The following is a 16,449-nucleotide window of genomic DNA, read 5'->3' on the forward strand; positions in this document are numbered from 1 at the left end:
ATTTTCAAAACTTGTGCCAAGATAAAAAAATCAAATTCATTTTCCGTAATTTTGGCAACGATGAACAATCATTTTTTTGACTTACTAGAGCATACCAACCGAAGTGTATTTTTAACGGGAAAAGCAGGAACAGGAAAAACTACTTTTCTCAACGATTTTGTAAAACGTACCCGCAAAAAGCATATTGTGGTAGCGCCTACGGGCATTGCTGCGATTAACGCTGGCGGAGTTACCATTCACTCGATGTTTGGTTTGCCGTTGAGAACATTTTTACCGACAACCGATAGGATAGATACCAGCTTGGCGAATAATATTGCCGATCTGATGCCTCATTTCAAATATCGAAAAGATAAGCTTAAGCTTTTAAGAGAAGTGGAAATTCTTATCATTGATGAGGTTTCTATGCTGCGTTCTGATGTTTTGGATATGATGGATTTTTCCTTACGTTTTATCCGAAGAAATAATCAGCGTTTTGGTGGGGTTCAGATGTTGTTCATCGGAGATTTATATCAGCTTCCGCCGGTGGTGAGAGATGAGCATATCTTAAAAATGTATTACAATTCGCCGTTCTTTTTTGATAGTCTGGCGATTAAAGATATTCCGTTAATTACCATTGAATTAACCAAAGTTTACCGTCAGACCGATCAGGAATTCCTGGAAATTCTGAATGCCATTCGTGACGGTGATGTTGCCAATATCGATTTTAATCATTTGAATGAAAGATACGATCCCAATTTCGAAATGGGAACAGATTCTTACGTGTATCTGTGTTCGCACAATAAAATGGCGGATGAGATCAATCAGGAAAAATTAGCCGAAATAAAAGTGGATGCCCGAAGTTATGAAGCTAAACTTTTTGGTGAGTTTAAAGAAAATCAGTTTCCGAATGAGCAGTTTTTAGATTTGAAGATGGGCGCTCAGGTGATGTTCATCCGAAACGATATTTCGGGAGAAAAGAAATATTTTAACGGAAAATTAGGTGAAATTTCTGCGTTGGATGAGAATGAAATTAAAGTGATTCTCGATGGAAGCGACAGAGAAATTACCGTTAAACGTGAAGTCTGGGAACAGAAAAAATATTTTCTAGATACCGATAAAAATATCAAAGAAGAAGTTTTGGGAAGCTTTGAACAGTTTCCGATAAAGCTGGCTTGGGCGGTGACGATTCATAAAAGTCAGGGGTTAACGTTTGATAAAGTAATTATCGATGCCGGAAAAAGTTTTACGGCTGGTCAAGTTTATGTGGCGTTGTCGCGTTGCCGAACGCTGGAAGGAATTGTTTTGAAATCTAAAATTACACCTGAAGTTATTTTTAAAGACAACCGAATTCTGCATTTCCATACCGATACGGTGGCTAATGATAACGTTGAAAATATTTTAAACAAAGAAAAATATGATTACAGCATCAGAAAAGTGCTTCGTACCGTAGATTCTCAATGGTTGCTCAAAGAAGTGGAAGAGTGGAACAGATTGTCGATCGTTACAAAAAGTATTGATCATGTAAAAGCCAATCAATTATATCTTCAGCTAAAGCATGAAACGGTAAATCTTGGGAAGATTTTTGAAAAACTAGAAAGGGTAATTTCCCAAAAGGTTAATAATTTTATTGAAAATAAAGAAGAATGGTCGGATATTGAAAGCAAAACGAAAGGTGCCGTTAATTTCTTTTTTACTGAAATTAAAGATAAAATTTTCAGTCCGCTGAAAGAATTTTATGCTGAAATAAAAGGCGCAAAAGGTTTAAAACAATATAATGAAGAGCTTCGAAATTGGCTGGAAGATATCGAAGAATATTTAAACAGTTTAAAGGAAATTCATTTGTTGGAAACCAGGCTTCTTGATGAAAAAAATGACAAGGAAGTCAGCATGAAAATTGCAAAAGTTCCGTCTCAGGTTTTGACTTTCCAATTATTTGAGCAGGGGAAAACCATTGCTGAAATTGCTTTGGAAAGAGGTTTGGTAAAGGAAACTGTGATTGGTCACTTGGCGAAATTTGCCGAACAAGGCCTGCTGGATATTTCCAGAGTGATTACTTCTGATAAGATTAAAACTTTTGAAGAAGTTTTCCACAGAGATCCTAAAGAGACGTTAACAGAATGGAAAAATGTATTGCCTAGTGATTTTGAATTTAATGAAATCAGAATTTTGATTAATCATTTTAATTATCAAAAGGAGAAAGGGAAATAAAATATAAAAAGGATTCGGTAAAAACTGAATCCTTTTCTATTTAAATGCTGCTTAACTTTCTTTTGTTATTATCCCAATACATTGCAGATCGGCTATCATTCATGAATTCTACTTCTGTATTTTCAATATCATTGAATCTACTTTTATCAGTTTTAGAAAATTCAATTACTGTAAAATATTTTTCATCCAAATAATTAAAATCAACAAGTTTAAAATATTCATCAATAGAATTTCTGTCAATCATAACTTTTCCGCCTCCGCACCAATGTCTATCCTGTCCATTTTTCTTTACACCAGAAACCCAATATTCTTCACCAGTTTCGATATCGAAATGATTTCCATAAGTTCCGGGATTTTTAAGTTTTTTCAAAGCTTTTCCGTTAAAGTAAACAGTTTGCCCAGACTTTGAAAATTCTACAAAACCAATCCAAGCTGGTCCTGTGTGACCAAAGATTTTGTTTTCGAGATACATTATTTTTGATTTCATGGTTTTAAATTTAAGCTAGATTGAATTCTTCAGCAATCACAAACTGATTATTAATTATGATTAATTGATGTGGAATAATCTTTTTTATTCCAAAATAACTAATTTTTACATTATGCTTTTCACATATTCTTTCCATATTTTCAACAATTGAAAAAGGTGCTTTTTAAAATTATACCTGATCCTTTTTGAATATTTTGTAAGAAAATATCATAAGTAATTCCGATGTTTATTTCAATGTAATCTTTCCAATTTCTCCAACCTTTTGTGATTGCATCGATTGAATTTTTAATTTCCTCAACGAACAATTCAATATTTTCAGGTTTTGAGTTGATAAAAACTTCCAGATTACTTTCGTTGTGATTAATGAGAAAGGGATGATATTCATGAATAGTGAGAAGTCCTATTTCCTTCTGTTTTAAAAATGCTTCTTTTTTATTTTTAAAGTCAAAACGATGTAATTTATTTTCAATTTTTAAAATAATAAATGTTGATTGAAATGCTTCAATTTCTACTATTTTATTATTAAAGTTTTTAATTTTGATCATAATTTAATGTTATATAAATACGTCTATAATTATTGAAAATATCTTTATCTATAAAAATTTTGGTTCTAGCAATATAGTATTGCACTTTTCATTACTTCAAAAATATACATTGTATAAATAAATCATTCAATTTAAAATTTTATTCTCATAGTTTTTTCCTGAACTACCCAATTAATTCCATCAATTACAAAAAGTAACTAATGTGATTTATTAGCTTTACATTTGTTTGGTTTTAAACCTAAAATTTAAAATATGAAAAATTTTGAAATATCGGTGCTTGATCTTGCGCCTGTAAAACAGGATAAGACGATTCACGATACTTTTCAGGACAGTTTATCTTTGGCAAACCATACTGAAAATTTAGACTATAAAAGATTCTGGCTTGCCGAACATCACAATATGGAAAGCATTGCCAGCTCTGCAACTTCAGTTTTGATTGGTTTTATCGCCAACGGAACAAAAAAAATAAGAGTAGGATCTGGGGGAATTATGCTTCCGAATCATAGTTCACTGGTTATTGCCGAACAATTCGGAACACTAGAGTCTCTTTTTCCAGGAAGAATAGACCTAGGTTTGGGAAGAGCTCCCGGAACGGATGGATTAACGGCTCAGGCGTTGGGAAGAAATCCAGCGATTATCAATCAGCAATTTCCGAGACAGATTTTAGAATTACAAAAATATTTCTCCAAAGAAAATCGTGATGCGCTGGTTCGTGCCATTCCGGGAGAGGGATTGGATATTCCGTTGTATATTTTGGGTTCGAGTACAGACAGTGCTTTTTTAGCCGCTGAATTGGGACTTCCGTATGCTTTCGCGGGACATTTTGCACCTGAACAAATGGAAATGGCTTTCAATATTTATAGGCAGAATTTTGAACCTTCAAAATATTTAAGCGAACCTTACATCATTGCGTGCGTTAACGGAATTGCAGCAGAAACTTCGGAAGAAGCGCATAAAATGTCAACGACTTTGTTTCAAGCATTTATCAATATTGTAAGAAACGACAGAAAACCTTTTGCACCGCCGGTTGATGATATGGATGAAATCTGGTCTGCAATGGAAAAATCAATGGTTTTGCAGAAGTTAAAATATACATTAATTGGAGATCAAACAGAAATTGAAGAAAAGCTGAAAAGTTTTCAGGAGAAATTCAATGTTGATGAATTAATGATTAATTCTCATATCTACGATCATCAGAAAAGATTAGCATCTTATGATATTTTCAGAAATGCTAAAAACTCAATATTCAAAGCATAAGATTAATTGGAAGATGCCTTTTTTTATGAGTATCTTTACGCAAATTTAAAAAGTAAAAATGTCTGATATTAAATTAAATACTATTCCAGAGGCTATTGAAGACCTTAAAAATGGTAAAATAATCATAGTAGTGGATGATGAGGACAGAGAAAACGAAGGTGATTTTCTTTGTGCTGCAGAACTTACAACACCGGAAATCATCAATTTCATGGCGCTTCACGGGAGAGGGTTGATCTGTATGCCGCTTCCTGAAAAAAGATGTGATGAGTTGGGATTGGAAGTTATGGTAAGCAGAAGTAGCGATCCGAAAGAAACTGCTTTTACGGTATCGGTTGACCTTTTGGGGAATGGAACTTCTACAGGAATTTCTGCTGGTGACAGAGCGAAAACAATTTTGGCTTTGATGGATGAAAAATCTAAACCGACAGATTTCATGAGACCAGGTCATATTTTTCCGCTTCGTGCAAAAAAAGGTGGCGTTTTGAAAAGAGCCGGGCATACAGAGGCTGCCATTGATCTTACTTGCCTTGCAGGTTTGAAGGAAGGTGGAGTGATCTGCGAAATTATGAATGAAGACGGTTCTATGTCTCGTTTGCCGGATTTGCAGGTGCTTGCTCAAAAACATGATATGAAAATTGTTTCTATTGAAGATTTAATTCATTATCAGCTTAAAAAAGGAAATTTGATCGAAAGATTGGAGGAAAGAAAAGTAAAAACTGCGTATGGCGATTTCGATTTCTTTGCTTTCAGAGAAACTTCTAACGATCAGATTCACTTTGCTTTAACAAAAGGAACGTGGACGGTTGATGAGCCTGTTTTGGTGAGAGTTCAGTCTTCTGATTCTTATTTCGATGTGTTGACTAGATTAAATAATGGCGAAAAACCTTTATTGGAAAAAGTGACCAATATGGTAAATGAAGCAGGAAAAGGCGCGATAATTTTCATCAATAATGTTTCAAATTCTGAAAATACATTGAGAAAATTGCAACAGTTCATCAATTATCAGGATGGTCAGGAGCAACATCCTACGTTAGCTTTCAATTACAGAGATTACGGAATCGGAACACAGATTTTAAAGAATCTTGGAATTAATAAGTTTAAAGTAATCACTCAAAATCCTAACATTAAACCTCAGGTGGGAGGTTATGATGTTGAGGTGACGGAGTTGGTGCAACTATAGAAAAATTATTTTTTAAAGTAATTAATTTATATTAATTCTCTATAATAAGAAATAATATTCAATAAATAAGCTAAAAAGACTTGAAAAATCAAGTCTTTTTTTGTTTTAATATATCTATTTGCAAATTTTAATTTATTTGTTAATTATTAACTTTAGTAAAATAAAATTGAAAAATATGATAAAGGAAATTATTAATACCGTAAATGTAATTATAGGAAAACTATTCGATCAATCTATCAATAAAAAAATCAAGAGACCGATTTAAATATTAAAACTTTAAATATGGTTAAGGAAAATAGTCTGTCTCCTATTTTTGTTGATATAGTTGAAGAAAGACAAATTAAATTATTAACTGGGAAGAATGTAAATGTTAATTTTGCTAAGAAAATTCAAAATTTAAAAATTAAGTTAGGTGGGAATTTTACTGATGTACAATTGTATTCAATTGAAAAGTTTTACAAAGAAGATGAAAATGGAGAATTATATGTTAAACTAAGTAAGAGAGATATTTTTTTGACTCAATTTTATATAATATTTATTTTATGTGCGTTTTGTATAGAAGTGATATTGTTATTTAGTTTGGCTGATCAAGTTAAAAGTATTCAAAATTTAATACTTTACATTTCTACTATTATTCTTTCTGTAATTATATGTTTTATTCTTATAAGTTTAAAAAGTAACGATTTGACAGCAATATATGTTAAACAAAAGCATGAAGAATTATCTATATAAAAAAATGGCTTGATTTCTCAGGCCATTTTTATTTCGTCAAAATTTCTGAAACCATTCAGAAAATCTTTGATATTCATTCTTTTTTTTCCTTCCAATTGTAATTCTAAAGGAAAATAAACACCATCTTGAGTATAAATTTTAAAATCATTTTTAGAAATTTCTAAACTTCCGATTTCTTTTCCGTGGTTTAAAATTTCAAATTTTCCGCCAAATATCTTTAATCCTTTTTCTTCTTCGCCAATTTTTAAGGTTGTAAAAGCAGCAGGATAAGGTGACATTCCTAAAATAAACTGGTGAACTTCTTTTGAAGCTTTCGTCCAGTCGATTCTTGTGTCTTCTTTAAATATTTTATAAGCATTTTTTGGATGTTCAACTTCTGGCTGAGGTTTTTCAATGATTGAGTTTTCTGCCAATCCATCCAACGTTTTTACCACTAATTTTGAACCCATTTCCATTAATCTGTCATGAAGATGACCTGCATTTTCGTCCTCTAATACGGGGATTTCTTCTTGTAATAAGATATTTCCTTCGTCAATTTTTTCATTGATAAAGAAAGTGGTAGCTCCTGTTTTTTCTTCACCATTAATCACAGCATAGTTAATAGGGGCAGCACCTCTGTAATCCGGAAGTAAAGAAGCATGAAGATTAAAAGTTCCCATTTTTGGCATTTCAAACAATACTTTAGGCATCATTCTGAAAGCAACTACTACGAAAACATCAGCTTCCAATTTTCTCAACTCTTCCAAAAATTCAGAATTTCTTAATTTTTCAGGTTGAAAAACCGGAAGATTATTTTCTGCGGCAAAAACTTTTACAGGAGATTGATTGATTTTTTGTCCGCGCCCACTCGCTTTATCCGCAACGGTTACAACGCCAACAACTTCGTGATGTGACTGATGAATGGCTTCCAATGAAGTCTTTGCAAACTCTGGAGTTCCTAAAAAAACTACTTTCAATGATTTCATAGTGCAAAGATAAGGTCTTTATGAACGGTTTAAAAACTAAAAATATTTAAATGATAACTTATTACCAATTACTCATTACTTATGCTAGTGCGTATGTCTTGAAATTCAACATTTTTACTTTTCCGGAATCTAATAAATAAATTAAGTTTTCCAAAATATTATCTTTCGGGTGATAAGTAAGTTGAATTGATAGTTCTTCAATAGTGGCGGGCTTTTTTGATAATAAATTGATGATTTCCAACCCAATATTTTTACCGAAAATGGATTGTTTATTTTTTTCGCATATCGAACAGATTCCACAATTTTTAGTATTTTTTTCTCCAAAATAAGAGAGAATCAACTTCATTTTGCAAAACTGATTGTCTTCAATATAAAATTTCATTTCTTCCCATTTCTGGATTTTATTTTTTTGAATATGCTCAAAAAGTTTCCAGTAAGAAGAATTAATTAATCTTTCGTTCCTCGGTTTTAAAAATTTAATACTAGATAAAGCTCCGTCAATATATTCTAGATACCCTTTTTGCTGAAGCTCTTTTAATCTTTCTTTAATTAAATGAATATCGGCGGCAATTTTATTACTCAGCTGCTGCTCGCTAAACATTACCTTATGAGTGGTAATTCCGGAAATCGAGCGAAGCAAAAGCTCAATAAAATAAGCATCTTTTTGAGGTAATTGATCTAATTCATCACCTTTTACAGAAAGCTCAAGTGATGACAAACTTTTATTATCATTAAAGTAAATAATTTCCTGATTATGAAGAAAAGTCAGAACATTTGTAATTTTCGCTTTAGATAATTTCGTGAAATTCTGGATTCCTGTAAAATTGAGTTGAAAAACTTTTTCCGGCAATTCATGTTCTGCCACCTGAAAAATAGAGTAGAGGTAGGTGATGATCTTTAAAAATTCAGACTTATTAGGAATCTGATTTTTTAAAATTTGATCAAAATTCGATAATTCCTGCTGATTCCAAAGCAAAAAAGCAAAACTTTTTTTTCCATCACGACCTGTTCTCCCAATTTCCTGATAATAATTTTCAATAGATGGGGAAGGGGAGAAGTGGATGACAAAGCGCACATTGTCTTTATCGATTCCCATTCCAAAGGCATTGGTAGAAATTAAAACATGTTGGTCGCTTTTATTCCAGATATTTTGTCGGGTATTTTTTTCTTTTGTTGTTAACCCTGCGTGAAAATAATCAACATTTTTCAATTGATTTTTATGAAGAAATTCAGTGAGTTGTTCGGCGTCTTTTCGTGTTCGAACATATATAATTCCTGATTTGGTAGCATATTTTAAAATATCAAAAACGCGCTGATATTTATCAGAAACTTCTTCTGAAAAAATTTTAATATTATCTCTTTTAAAACTTTTTTGAAAAACGGTAGGGTTTTTAAACTCCAATTTTGTTTTAATTTCATCTAAAACTTTTGGGGTAGCCGTAGCCGTTAAAGCAAGACAGGCAATTTCAGGATTATTTTTCCTGAATTCTTTTATATTTTGATAGCTTGGTCTAAAATCTTGCCCCCATTCTGAAATACAATGCGCTTCGTCAACAGCAATAAATGATAATTGAATTTCTTCTATATTTTGTAAAAACTGAGTATTGGTTAACCTTTCGGGAGAAATGTATAAAAGTTTTGTTAAACCGTCTTTGCATCTATTATAGATAACTTCAGCATCAAACTCATCCAATTCTGATGATAAATATTCTGCTTCAATCTGTCTTGTTTTAAGCTGATTGACCTGATCTTTCATCAATGCCAATAACGGAGAAATGACCAGACAAACTCCTTCTTTTAGTAACGCAGGTAATTGATAGCAAAGAGATTTTCCAGCACCTGTCGGAAGCAGCGCCAGAGTATCTTTTCCATAGATTACCGAATCTATAATTTCTTCCTGAGAATCTCTGAATGCATCATAACCCCAAAAATGCTTTAGGGTTTCATATTTTAATTTTTGAAAATCTTGCGAAGAAATCATATCGTAAAAGTAAGAAATGTAAGATAATAAAAAAAGCCACGCAATGCATGGCTTTTATATAATTTACTAATAAGTTTATTATTTAGCTTCGAAGTAAACTCTTCTGTTTGCTCTGTTTTTCCATTCAGGACATTTAGTAGCAGGGTCACACTCAGGGTATTTAAGGTCTTTTTCACCTCTACCTACAGAATTTAATTTACCAGATTGTACACCGTTTTTAATTAAATAATTTTTAACGTTGTTTGCTCTTCTTTCAGATAACTTTTGGTTATAAGCCTCAGAAGCTCTAGTATCAGTTGCTCCGATTACGGTATAAGAACCATTTGAAGAGTTGATATAATTTACTGCATTGTTAAGAATTGGTGTATTTGATGGTAAAATTCTATCTGAATTTAAGTCAAATTCAATTCCTTCAAGTTTAGTTACTTCTTCGTTCACTGGTCCGCCAGCCGGAGGTGTTGTTGTAGGACATCCTTGGTTTTCTACAGGCCCAGGAACAGTTACACACTTATCGTAAAGGTCGATTACACCATCTAAATCTGTATCTAAAGCTACACCAGCACCGTCAACTCTTGCTCCTGCAGGAGTATCAAGTTGTCTGTCCCAATCGTCACAAACTCCGTCATTATCGGCATCTCCTTTTTTACAAACTTCAATATCCTGGTTTTTATTAGCCAAAACATCTAGCTTATAATAGATTTCCTGAAGCGGATCATGCCACATTAAGTGAGACTCGTGTTTTCCTAATTTTAAGGTAACCCCAATTGTTGCATTGAAGAAGTTATCAGAAACCTGCTCTTCACGTTGATTAATCGCACTGTATTTATTACCTCCACCATCGAATTCATCATCACCAGTAACGACATACATCAATCTACCTTCAATGTCAATTCTATTGTTCACATTATATTTAAGACCTGTACCTACTTGAGCAAACATTGATCCTAGTTGGAAAGGTTTAACTTCAGTCATCATTCTTTGACCAGCCAAATCTTTTTGGTATGTTCTAAATGCTATCGTACCCACACCTGCATAACCATGTAATGCCCATCTGTATGGAGAATGATTATCAACTCTTCTTAATAAGTTTGAGAAGTTAATATCTCCTAAAATTGAAATCGCATCATATTGAGTTCTTGCACCAACTTGTTGATAAGGTAGATTATTAGGAACTGGATCTTTTGTATTGAACCATCCTTGTCTTGTTTCACCTCTGTCATATTGTAATTTTAAACCAAAAGCATGAGTAATTGCTTTATCGATACTTACATATGCAGAATAACCGAATAGATTCTTACCGTTACCATTTTTTATAGATGTTAAATCGGCAGACTGCATCAAAGGTACACCTGCACCAGCAGAGATAGACCAGTCGTTAAATCTTTTAGATTTATTTGTAAATGGGGAAACATTGGCAGAGCCCGAAGAAAATGTATTTGGATATTCTCCATTTGAAGAAACTGCCGTTGAGTCTTGTGCAAAGGCTACTGTCGGAACAGCTAGGGCAAATGCAACAATTGCTAAACTTAATTTCATAGTGTATTTTTTATTTAGTTAATTAAATGATTTTATTTTTACTGATTACTTGTTCGTAGGGCAACCGTTATTTTCAACAGGTCCCGGAACAGTTACACATTTATCGTATAAATCGATAACACCGTCTAAATCCATGTCTAGCGCTACACCAGCACCGTCAACTCTAGCTCCGGCAGGAGTGTCAAGCTGTCTGTCCCAGTCATCACAAACTCCGTCATTATCAGCATCTCCTTTTTCGCAAACTACAAGATCTGTAGATGCATTTTCAAGAACGTTTGCTCTGTAATATGCCTCTTGCAAAGGATCATGCCATGCTAAGTGAGATTGTTGCTTTCCAATTTTGAATGATACTCCAAGATTAACTGTCCACATGTTATCCGAACGTCTTTTGTTAAGCATATTATACTTAGCCGTCGCTGTACTTGTGTCATAGTTATCTGGGCCAGCCCATCCACCGCCATCGAATTCATCATCACCACTTATGATATACATGGTTCTTGCTTCAACATCAATAAGTCTGGATACATTATATTTTAATCCAATACCGAATTGATAGAAAAGTGAATTGATGTCTATGTCTTGTTTAATAAACAGAGGTGCTCTTTTAGGAGTAGTACTGTATCTGTACTGATCGTTGTCATACAAAGACGTATCATATCCCATTACACCAATCCCTGCATAACCGTGGAAAGCCCATCTGTACGGAGAATGATTATCAACTCTTCTTAAAAAATTAGAAAAGTTAACATCTCCCATTAAAGCAATCTGGTTATACTTAGTTTTTGCGGTAGCTACACCTGCTGCCAATCCTGCTGCTCCTTCCAATTGCCCTTTTTGAGTTGTCTCACCTCTCTGATAGATAAGGCTCAACCCAAAAGAGTGGGTAATTTGCTTGTCAATACTCACGTAAGTGTTATATCCCCAGTTTACCTTTTTATCGTAAATCGATTTGAGGTCAGAGTGCACCATAAACGCTCCACCACCACCAACAGAGATCGACCAATCGTTGAATCGTCTTGCTTTGTTGTTGAAAGGTTGAACATTGGCAGAACCTGAGGAGAAAGTATTAGGATATTCGTTCGTGGAACTTACAGCAATACTGTCCTGAGCATAAGTAGCAATAGGCAAAGCGGCCAATAATAATAAACCTAATTTCATACAATATGTTTTATGTTTTATTCAGATAAATCTTTTAATAATATCTTGGAAAACTCCCTTTCATATAAATGTTTTTTATGAGGAATTTCAAGCCTTTCAGAGATAAAATTCAAGTCATTATATTTAACAATATCGATGTCTATAATGCGATCTGCATAACCTCCCGATACCTTTGAATCATTTACTCTTCCCATCTCATTTTCAATACTTTTAACTAAATCAAGCAGTTGAATGGGCGAAAGACGCGTATATATTATTGATGCAATATTACAAAAAATATTGGAACTGGCAAATTCTACAGGGTCGGATGTCAAAAATTCACTATTCTTTAATATTTCAATTCCTCTATCCTTAAGCATCTGTAGTGCAGTCTCTAAATTTTTTTTTTGATCTCCGAGGTTACTTCCCAGTAACAAAACTACTTTTTGCTGCGACATATTGAAAAATGATTGATTTTATGAAAAGTTTTTTTAAAAATGTTCTGGCAAATATAGTGGCAATTGTGATATTGTGCGCCGTATTTTTCATCTTTTTTATTATGCTTATTGTCTTTAGTTCGATGGGAAGCGACAAATCTGTAACGGTAAAAAAGAATTCAATTTTAACGATAAATCTTACAACAGATATTCTCGACAGCCCTACGGAAGAGAAATCAGATTTTTTCAGTTTAAGCAAAGAAAGCAAAAGTGTTTTGATTTATGATGTGCTTGAAGCCATTAACAAAGCAAAAACAGATGATAATATTAAAGGAATAAGCATTGAGGCAGATAATCTGAAGGCAGGTATCACCCAAATTGATGATATTAGAAGTGCGTTGGAAGATTTTAAGAAAAGTGGAAAGTTTGTTTATGCTTACGGAAACGGGGTTTCTCAATCTTCTTATTATTTAGGATCTGTGGCGGAAAAATATTTCCTTCATCCGGCAGGATTAATTGAATTGAAAGGTTTGGCTACAGAAGTTGTTTTCTTTAAAGATTTTGCTGAAAAATACGGAATCGGGATTGAAGTTATCCGTCACGGTAAATTCAAGTCTGCAGTGGAGCCATTTTTGAGAAACGACATTTCACCGGAAAATAAAGAACAATTAAGTACTTTATTAAATGATATCTGGAAAAATACATCTTCAAAAATTGCTGCTTCAAGAAAAATAGATACAGCACAGTTCAGAACAGCTGTTGATAGTTTGTATGGAATGATTCCTGAGCAAAGTTTGAAATATAAATTGGTTGATAAATTGGCTCAGAAAAGTGAGTATGATAATTTATTGAAGTCAAAATTGAGTGTTAAAGACAAAGAGAAATTAAACAAAATTTCTTTATCAAATTATATTAAATCTTATGCAGACGAGAGTAAGTCGGGAGACAAGATCGCTATTCTGTATGCATCGGGATCAATTAATAACGGAGACGGCTACAACGATATTTATTCTGAAAAATATGTGAAATACATTAAAGATCTTCAGGAAAATGATAAAGTGAAAGCGGTGGTGTTAAGAATTAACTCTCCGGGAGGAAGTGCGAATGCATCAGACGAAATTTTGTTTGAACTTCAACAGTTGAAGAAGAAAAAACCTTTGGTAGTTTCTTTTGGTGATTATGCTGCTTCAGGTGGTTATTATATTGCTATGGCTGCCGATAAAATTTATTCTGAACCAAATACACTTACAGGTTCCATCGGGGTTTTCGGTGTATTGCCTTATTATAAAGATTTGGCGAATAAAAACGGAGTACGTTCAGATATTGTTTCTACAAATGCCAATTCTCAATATTATTCAGCATTGCACGGTCTTACCCCGTATGGAGTGACGATGATGACGAGAAGCGTGGAAGGAACTTATAAGCGATTTGTTCATTTTGTTACTCAAAACAGAAAGCAGACTTTCGAGCAGATTGATAATGTTGGTGGCGGTAGAGTATGGAGTGGTGTAAGAGCCAAACAAATCGGATTGGTAGATGAATTGGGAACGCTGAATGATGCCGTGAAATTTGCCGCTCAAAAGGCAGGTTTAAAATCATACAACGTTGCTTCTTATCCGAAAAGAATGAATGCGTTTGAGCAGATATTCAATGATCTTAATGAAGATGAAATTTCAGCAAGAATTATTAAAAATAAAATTGGTAAAGCCAACTATGAAATTTTACAGCAGATTACAGATGAAAAACTAAAATCTGAGGTGAAAATGGAAATGCCTTATCAGATAAAAATAAACTAACTAAATTATTATTGTACCGAAACGCCGGATTTGAATTTCAATCCGGCGTTTTATTTTTATTAAAAAGCTTAAATTCTAACCTTTTTTGGTAGCCATTCCGTAAAGCCAAAGTACAATTAAAGCTCCTCCGATGGCCAAAATCCAGCTTCGCGGATTCCAGAACGTCGTCACATCTCCCCAATGAAGAATGTAGACTCCAATTGCTCCCCCAACGAAAGCTCCTATAATTCCTAAAATAATGGTGATGAGCCAGCCACCTCCTTGTTTACCAGGCATGATAGCTTTTGCGATTGCTCCGGCTAAAAGCCCAAAAATAATCCATGTTAAAACTCCCATAGTTGCAAATTTTTTAATTGTTAATATTTATAAAATGATTTGTTTACTAATAAAGGGAAAACATGATGTAAAATCATCTTTTCTTGAAAAATGAATCTACAAATTCTGTACCATTGAAAAGTTGAAGATCATGCATTTTTTCTCCAACACCAATGTATTTAACAGGAATTTGAAACTGGTCTGAAATACCGATTACCACACCGCCTTTTGCAGTTCCGTCTAATTTAGTTACAGCTAAAGCGTTCACTTCTGTAGCCGCTGTAAATTGTTTTGCCTGTTCAAAAGCATTCTGACCTGTAGAACCGTCCAAAACCAATAAAATCTCATGAGGAGCATCAGGAATTACCTTTTGCATTACTCTTTTAATTTTAGAAAGCTCATTCATCAAATTGATCTTATTATGAAGCCTTCCTGCAGTATCAATAATTACAACATCTGCATTTTGAGCAACGGCACTTTGTACGGTATCAAAAGCAACAGAAGCAGGGTCTGATCCCATTTCCTGTTTTACGATAGTTACACCCACTCTTTCACTCCAGATCACCAATTGGTCTACAGCGGCAGCTCTAAAGGTATCTGCAGCTCCAAGAACCACTTTTTTTCCTTCAGATTTGAATTGATGAGCCAGTTTACCAATTGTTGTGGTTTTTCCGACACCATTTACTCCAACTACCATAATGACGTATGGTTTTTTTGAAGTATCAATATTTCCAGTTCCGGCGTGAGGATTTTCAAGTAATAAACCTGAAATTTCATCACGAAGAATTTTATCAAGCTCGCTTACGCTTACATATTTGTCTCTTGCAACGCGTTCCTCAATTCTTTCTATGATTTTGATGGTTGTAGATGCCCCAACGTCTGAAGCAATAAGTACCTCTTCCAGATCATCCAGAACTTCCTCGTCTACTTTGCTTTTACCGACTACGGCCTTTGTCATTTTTTCAAAGAAACCCTGGCTAGATTTTTCCAACCCTTTATCTAAAGTTTCTTTTTCTTCTTTTTTAAAAATATTTTTAAACCAACTCATAGTATGAATTAAGTAATTTTAATTAAATGATGAAAGCTGGAGGATGGAGGCGTGAAGTTTGCAAACTTAGTTTTTTAAGTTTGTTATGAACTTCCAGTACCCAGCTTCCGACTTCCAGCTAGATTAAAAGCAAAGATAACAAAAAAACTACCCAAAAGATGAGTAGTTTTTTTATATTGTAAATAAAGTGAGGATTATTTTTTCAAAAATCCGTCAACTTCGTCTGCATTCATTACTTTTTCTTCGAAAACGTAAGCTCCTGATTTAGAAGACTTCACCATTTTCACAACTTTAGTCATTTTTTTTGACTGTCCGCTTTGTAGGGTTGCTACTACTTTCTTTGCCATGGTAAATTATAATTTAATAAATTACTTGATTTCTTTGTGAAGGGTAGATCTTTTAAGAACCGGATTGTATTTTTTCAATTCCAATCTTTCTGTAGTGTTCTTTTTATTTTTAGTAGAAATGTATCTAGACATTCCTGGCATACCACTCTCTTTGTGCTCTGTACATTCAAGGATTACTTGAACTCTATTTCCTTTTTTTGCCATGATTTAGTTCTTTTTAATCAATCCGTTTCTAGTAGCTCTTTCAATAGCTTCCTCGATTCCAATCTTGTTAATCACTCTCAATCCATGAGCTGATACTTTCAGTGTGACGTGCTTATCTTGCTCTGGAAGGTAAAATTTCTTCTCCAATAAGTTAATTTCAAAACGACGCTTCGTTTTGTTATTAGCGTGAGAAACGTTGTTACCAACCATTGCACGCTTTCCTGTTATTTGGCAAATTCTTGACATATCTCGATGTTCTTTATTTGTATAATATTTGAGGTTGCAAAATAACGAA

At 33.6% G+C, this 16,449-nt stretch carries 17 protein-coding genes; 5 read left to right on the top strand and 12 right to left on the bottom strand.

Annotated elements, in window-relative coordinates; translation table 11 throughout:
- Positions 1–60: 60 nt before the first annotated feature.
- Positions 61–2,187: a helix-turn-helix domain-containing protein gene (locus ABEG63_RS01970; protein ID WP_346582569.1), complete on the top strand. Its 2,127-nt coding sequence runs from the start codon at positions 61–63 to the stop codon at positions 2,185–2,187.
- 40 nt (positions 2,188–2,227) lie between these two features.
- On the opposite strand, the gene ABEG63_RS01975 is transcribed toward ABEG63_RS01970, so the two are convergent.
- Entirely contained in the window at positions 2,228–2,674 is a 447-nt protein-coding gene (locus ABEG63_RS01975; RefSeq protein WP_346582571.1) for a mannose-1-phosphate guanylyltransferase, read from the bottom strand.
- Positions 2,675–2,814: 140 nt separating this feature from the next.
- The gene (locus tag ABEG63_RS01980; protein WP_346582572.1) at positions 2,815–3,219 is read right to left on the bottom strand and encodes a hypothetical protein; all 405 of its coding nucleotides are present in this window, start codon (positions 3,217–3,219) and stop codon (positions 2,815–2,817) included.
- 252 nt (positions 3,220–3,471) lie between these two features.
- Here ABEG63_RS01980 and ABEG63_RS01985 point away from each other — a divergent pair, with 252 nt between their 5' ends.
- The 3 genes from ABEG63_RS01985 (at position 3,472) to ABEG63_RS01995 (ending at position 6,388) form a co-directional block, all read left to right on the top strand.
- Positions 3,472–4,476, top strand: a complete 1,005-nt coding sequence (locus ABEG63_RS01985) for an LLM class flavin-dependent oxidoreductase (RefSeq protein WP_346582574.1) — start codon at positions 3,472–3,474, stop codon at positions 4,474–4,476.
- A gap of 58 nt (positions 4,477–4,534) precedes the next feature.
- Entirely contained in the window at positions 4,535–5,656 is a 1,122-nt protein-coding gene (ribB, locus tag ABEG63_RS01990) for a 3,4-dihydroxy-2-butanone-4-phosphate synthase (protein WP_267401941.1), read from the top strand.
- A gap of 282 nt (positions 5,657–5,938) precedes the next feature.
- Positions 5,939–6,388: a hypothetical protein gene (locus ABEG63_RS01995; RefSeq protein ID WP_346582575.1), complete on the top strand. Its 450-nt coding sequence runs from the start codon at positions 5,939–5,941 to the stop codon at positions 6,386–6,388.
- 17 nt (positions 6,389–6,405) lie between these two features.
- Here the strand turns inward: ABEG63_RS01995 and fmt are convergent, their stop codons facing one another.
- From fmt to folK, 5 genes are all read right to left on the bottom strand, one after another.
- On the bottom strand, positions 6,406–7,353 hold the full coding sequence (gene fmt, locus ABEG63_RS02000) for a methionyl-tRNA formyltransferase (RefSeq protein ID WP_346582576.1): 948 nt from the start codon (positions 7,351–7,353) through the stop codon (positions 6,406–6,408).
- Positions 7,354–7,432: 79 nt separating this feature from the next.
- Positions 7,433–9,334 (bottom strand): RecQ family ATP-dependent DNA helicase, encoded by a 1,902-nt coding sequence (locus tag ABEG63_RS02005; protein WP_346582578.1) that lies wholly within the window; start codon positions 9,332–9,334, stop codon positions 7,433–7,435.
- A gap of 78 nt (positions 9,335–9,412) precedes the next feature.
- The gene (locus tag ABEG63_RS02010; protein ID WP_346582580.1) at positions 9,413–10,870 is read right to left on the bottom strand and encodes an OmpA family protein; all 1,458 of its coding nucleotides are present in this window, start codon (positions 10,868–10,870) and stop codon (positions 9,413–9,415) included.
- 45 nt (positions 10,871–10,915) lie between these two features.
- The gene (locus ABEG63_RS02015; RefSeq protein ID WP_267401937.1) at positions 10,916–12,028 is read right to left on the bottom strand and encodes an OmpA family protein; all 1,113 of its coding nucleotides are present in this window, start codon (positions 12,026–12,028) and stop codon (positions 10,916–10,918) included.
- A 17-nt stretch (positions 12,029–12,045) separates the two neighbouring features.
- On the bottom strand, positions 12,046–12,465 hold the full coding sequence (folK, locus tag ABEG63_RS02020; protein ID WP_267401936.1) for a 2-amino-4-hydroxy-6-hydroxymethyldihydropteridine diphosphokinase: 420 nt from the start codon (positions 12,463–12,465) through the stop codon (positions 12,046–12,048).
- Between the two features lie 20 nt (positions 12,466–12,485).
- On the opposite strand from folK, the gene sppA reads away from it, so the two are divergent.
- Positions 12,486–14,240, top strand: a complete 1,755-nt coding sequence (gene sppA, locus ABEG63_RS02025) for a signal peptide peptidase SppA (protein WP_346582582.1) — start codon at positions 12,486–12,488, stop codon at positions 14,238–14,240.
- A gap of 75 nt (positions 14,241–14,315) precedes the next feature.
- On the opposite strand, the gene ABEG63_RS02030 is transcribed toward sppA, so the two are convergent.
- The 5 genes from ABEG63_RS02030 to rpmB form a co-directional block, all read right to left on the bottom strand.
- Complete coding sequence (locus ABEG63_RS02030) at positions 14,316–14,576, bottom strand: GlsB/YeaQ/YmgE family stress response membrane protein (protein ID WP_346582584.1); 261 nt, start codon at positions 14,574–14,576, stop codon at positions 14,316–14,318.
- A gap of 73 nt (positions 14,577–14,649) precedes the next feature.
- Positions 14,650–15,603, bottom strand: coding sequence for a signal recognition particle-docking protein FtsY (ftsY, locus tag ABEG63_RS02035; RefSeq protein WP_346582586.1), 954 nt, complete (start codon positions 15,601–15,603; stop codon positions 14,650–14,652).
- A 194-nt stretch (positions 15,604–15,797) separates the two neighbouring features.
- Complete coding sequence (locus tag ABEG63_RS02040; RefSeq protein WP_065399141.1) at positions 15,798–15,950, bottom strand: DUF4295 domain-containing protein; 153 nt, start codon at positions 15,948–15,950, stop codon at positions 15,798–15,800.
- Between the two features lie 21 nt (positions 15,951–15,971).
- Positions 15,972–16,154 carry a 50S ribosomal protein L33 gene (gene rpmG, locus ABEG63_RS02045; protein ID WP_027373683.1) on the bottom strand — a complete coding sequence of 61 codons (183 nt, stop codon included), beginning with the start codon at positions 16,152–16,154 and terminating at the stop codon, positions 15,972–15,974.
- 3 nt (positions 16,155–16,157) lie between these two features.
- Complete coding sequence (rpmB, locus tag ABEG63_RS02050; RefSeq protein ID WP_002976757.1) at positions 16,158–16,400, bottom strand: 50S ribosomal protein L28; 243 nt, start codon at positions 16,398–16,400, stop codon at positions 16,158–16,160.
- Positions 16,401–16,449 lie beyond the last annotated feature (49 nt).

Source organism: Chryseobacterium sp. C39-AII1, from assembly GCF_039672645.1.
Classification (GTDB): domain Bacteria; phylum Bacteroidota; class Bacteroidia; order Flavobacteriales; family Weeksellaceae; genus Chryseobacterium.

Bases quoted from the DNA above. Each gene is read 5' to 3' on its own strand.
- ABEG63_RS01985 (WP_346582574.1), top strand. From the start codon at position 3,472: ATGAAAAATTTTGAAATATCGGTGCTTGATCTTGCGCCTGTAAAACAG.
- rpmB (WP_002976757.1), bottom strand. From the start codon at position 16,400: ATGTCAAGAATTTGCCAAATAACAGGAAAGCGTGCAATGGTTGGTAAC.
- ABEG63_RS02040 (WP_065399141.1), bottom strand. From the start codon at position 15,950: ATGGCAAAGAAAGTAGTAGCAACCCTACAAAGCGGACAGTCAAAAAAA.
- ABEG63_RS01975 (WP_346582571.1), bottom strand. From the start codon at position 2,674: ATGAAATCAAAAATAATGTATCTCGAAAACAAAATCTTTGGTCACACA.
- rpmG (WP_027373683.1), bottom strand. From the start codon at position 16,154: ATGGCAAAAAAAGGAAATAGAGTTCAAGTAATCCTTGAATGTACAGAG.
- sppA (WP_346582582.1), top strand. From the start codon at position 12,486: ATGAAAAGTTTTTTTAAAAATGTTCTGGCAAATATAGTGGCAATTGTG.
- ribB (WP_267401941.1), top strand. From the start codon at position 4,535: ATGTCTGATATTAAATTAAATACTATTCCAGAGGCTATTGAAGACCTT.
- fmt (WP_346582576.1), bottom strand. From the start codon at position 7,353: ATGAAATCATTGAAAGTAGTTTTTTTAGGAACTCCAGAGTTTGCAAAG.
- ABEG63_RS01995 (WP_346582575.1), top strand. From the start codon at position 5,939: ATGGTTAAGGAAAATAGTCTGTCTCCTATTTTTGTTGATATAGTTGAA.
- ABEG63_RS02030 (WP_346582584.1), bottom strand. From the start codon at position 14,576: ATGGGAGTTTTAACATGGATTATTTTTGGGCTTTTAGCCGGAGCAATC.
- folK (WP_267401936.1), bottom strand. From the start codon at position 12,465: ATGTCGCAGCAAAAAGTAGTTTTGTTACTGGGAAGTAACCTCGGAGAT.
- ABEG63_RS02005 (WP_346582578.1), bottom strand. From the start codon at position 9,334: ATGATTTCTTCGCAAGATTTTCAAAAATTAAAATATGAAACCCTAAAG.
- ftsY (WP_346582586.1), bottom strand. From the start codon at position 15,603: ATGAGTTGGTTTAAAAATATTTTTAAAAAAGAAGAAAAAGAAACTTTA.
- ABEG63_RS01970 (WP_346582569.1), top strand. From the start codon at position 61: ATGAACAATCATTTTTTTGACTTACTAGAGCATACCAACCGAAGTGTA.
- ABEG63_RS01980 (WP_346582572.1), bottom strand. From the start codon at position 3,219: ATGATCAAAATTAAAAACTTTAATAATAAAATAGTAGAAATTGAAGCA.
- ABEG63_RS02010 (WP_346582580.1), bottom strand. From the start codon at position 10,870: ATGAAATTAAGTTTAGCAATTGTTGCATTTGCCCTAGCTGTTCCGACA.
- ABEG63_RS02015 (WP_267401937.1), bottom strand. From the start codon at position 12,028: ATGAAATTAGGTTTATTATTATTGGCCGCTTTGCCTATTGCTACTTAT.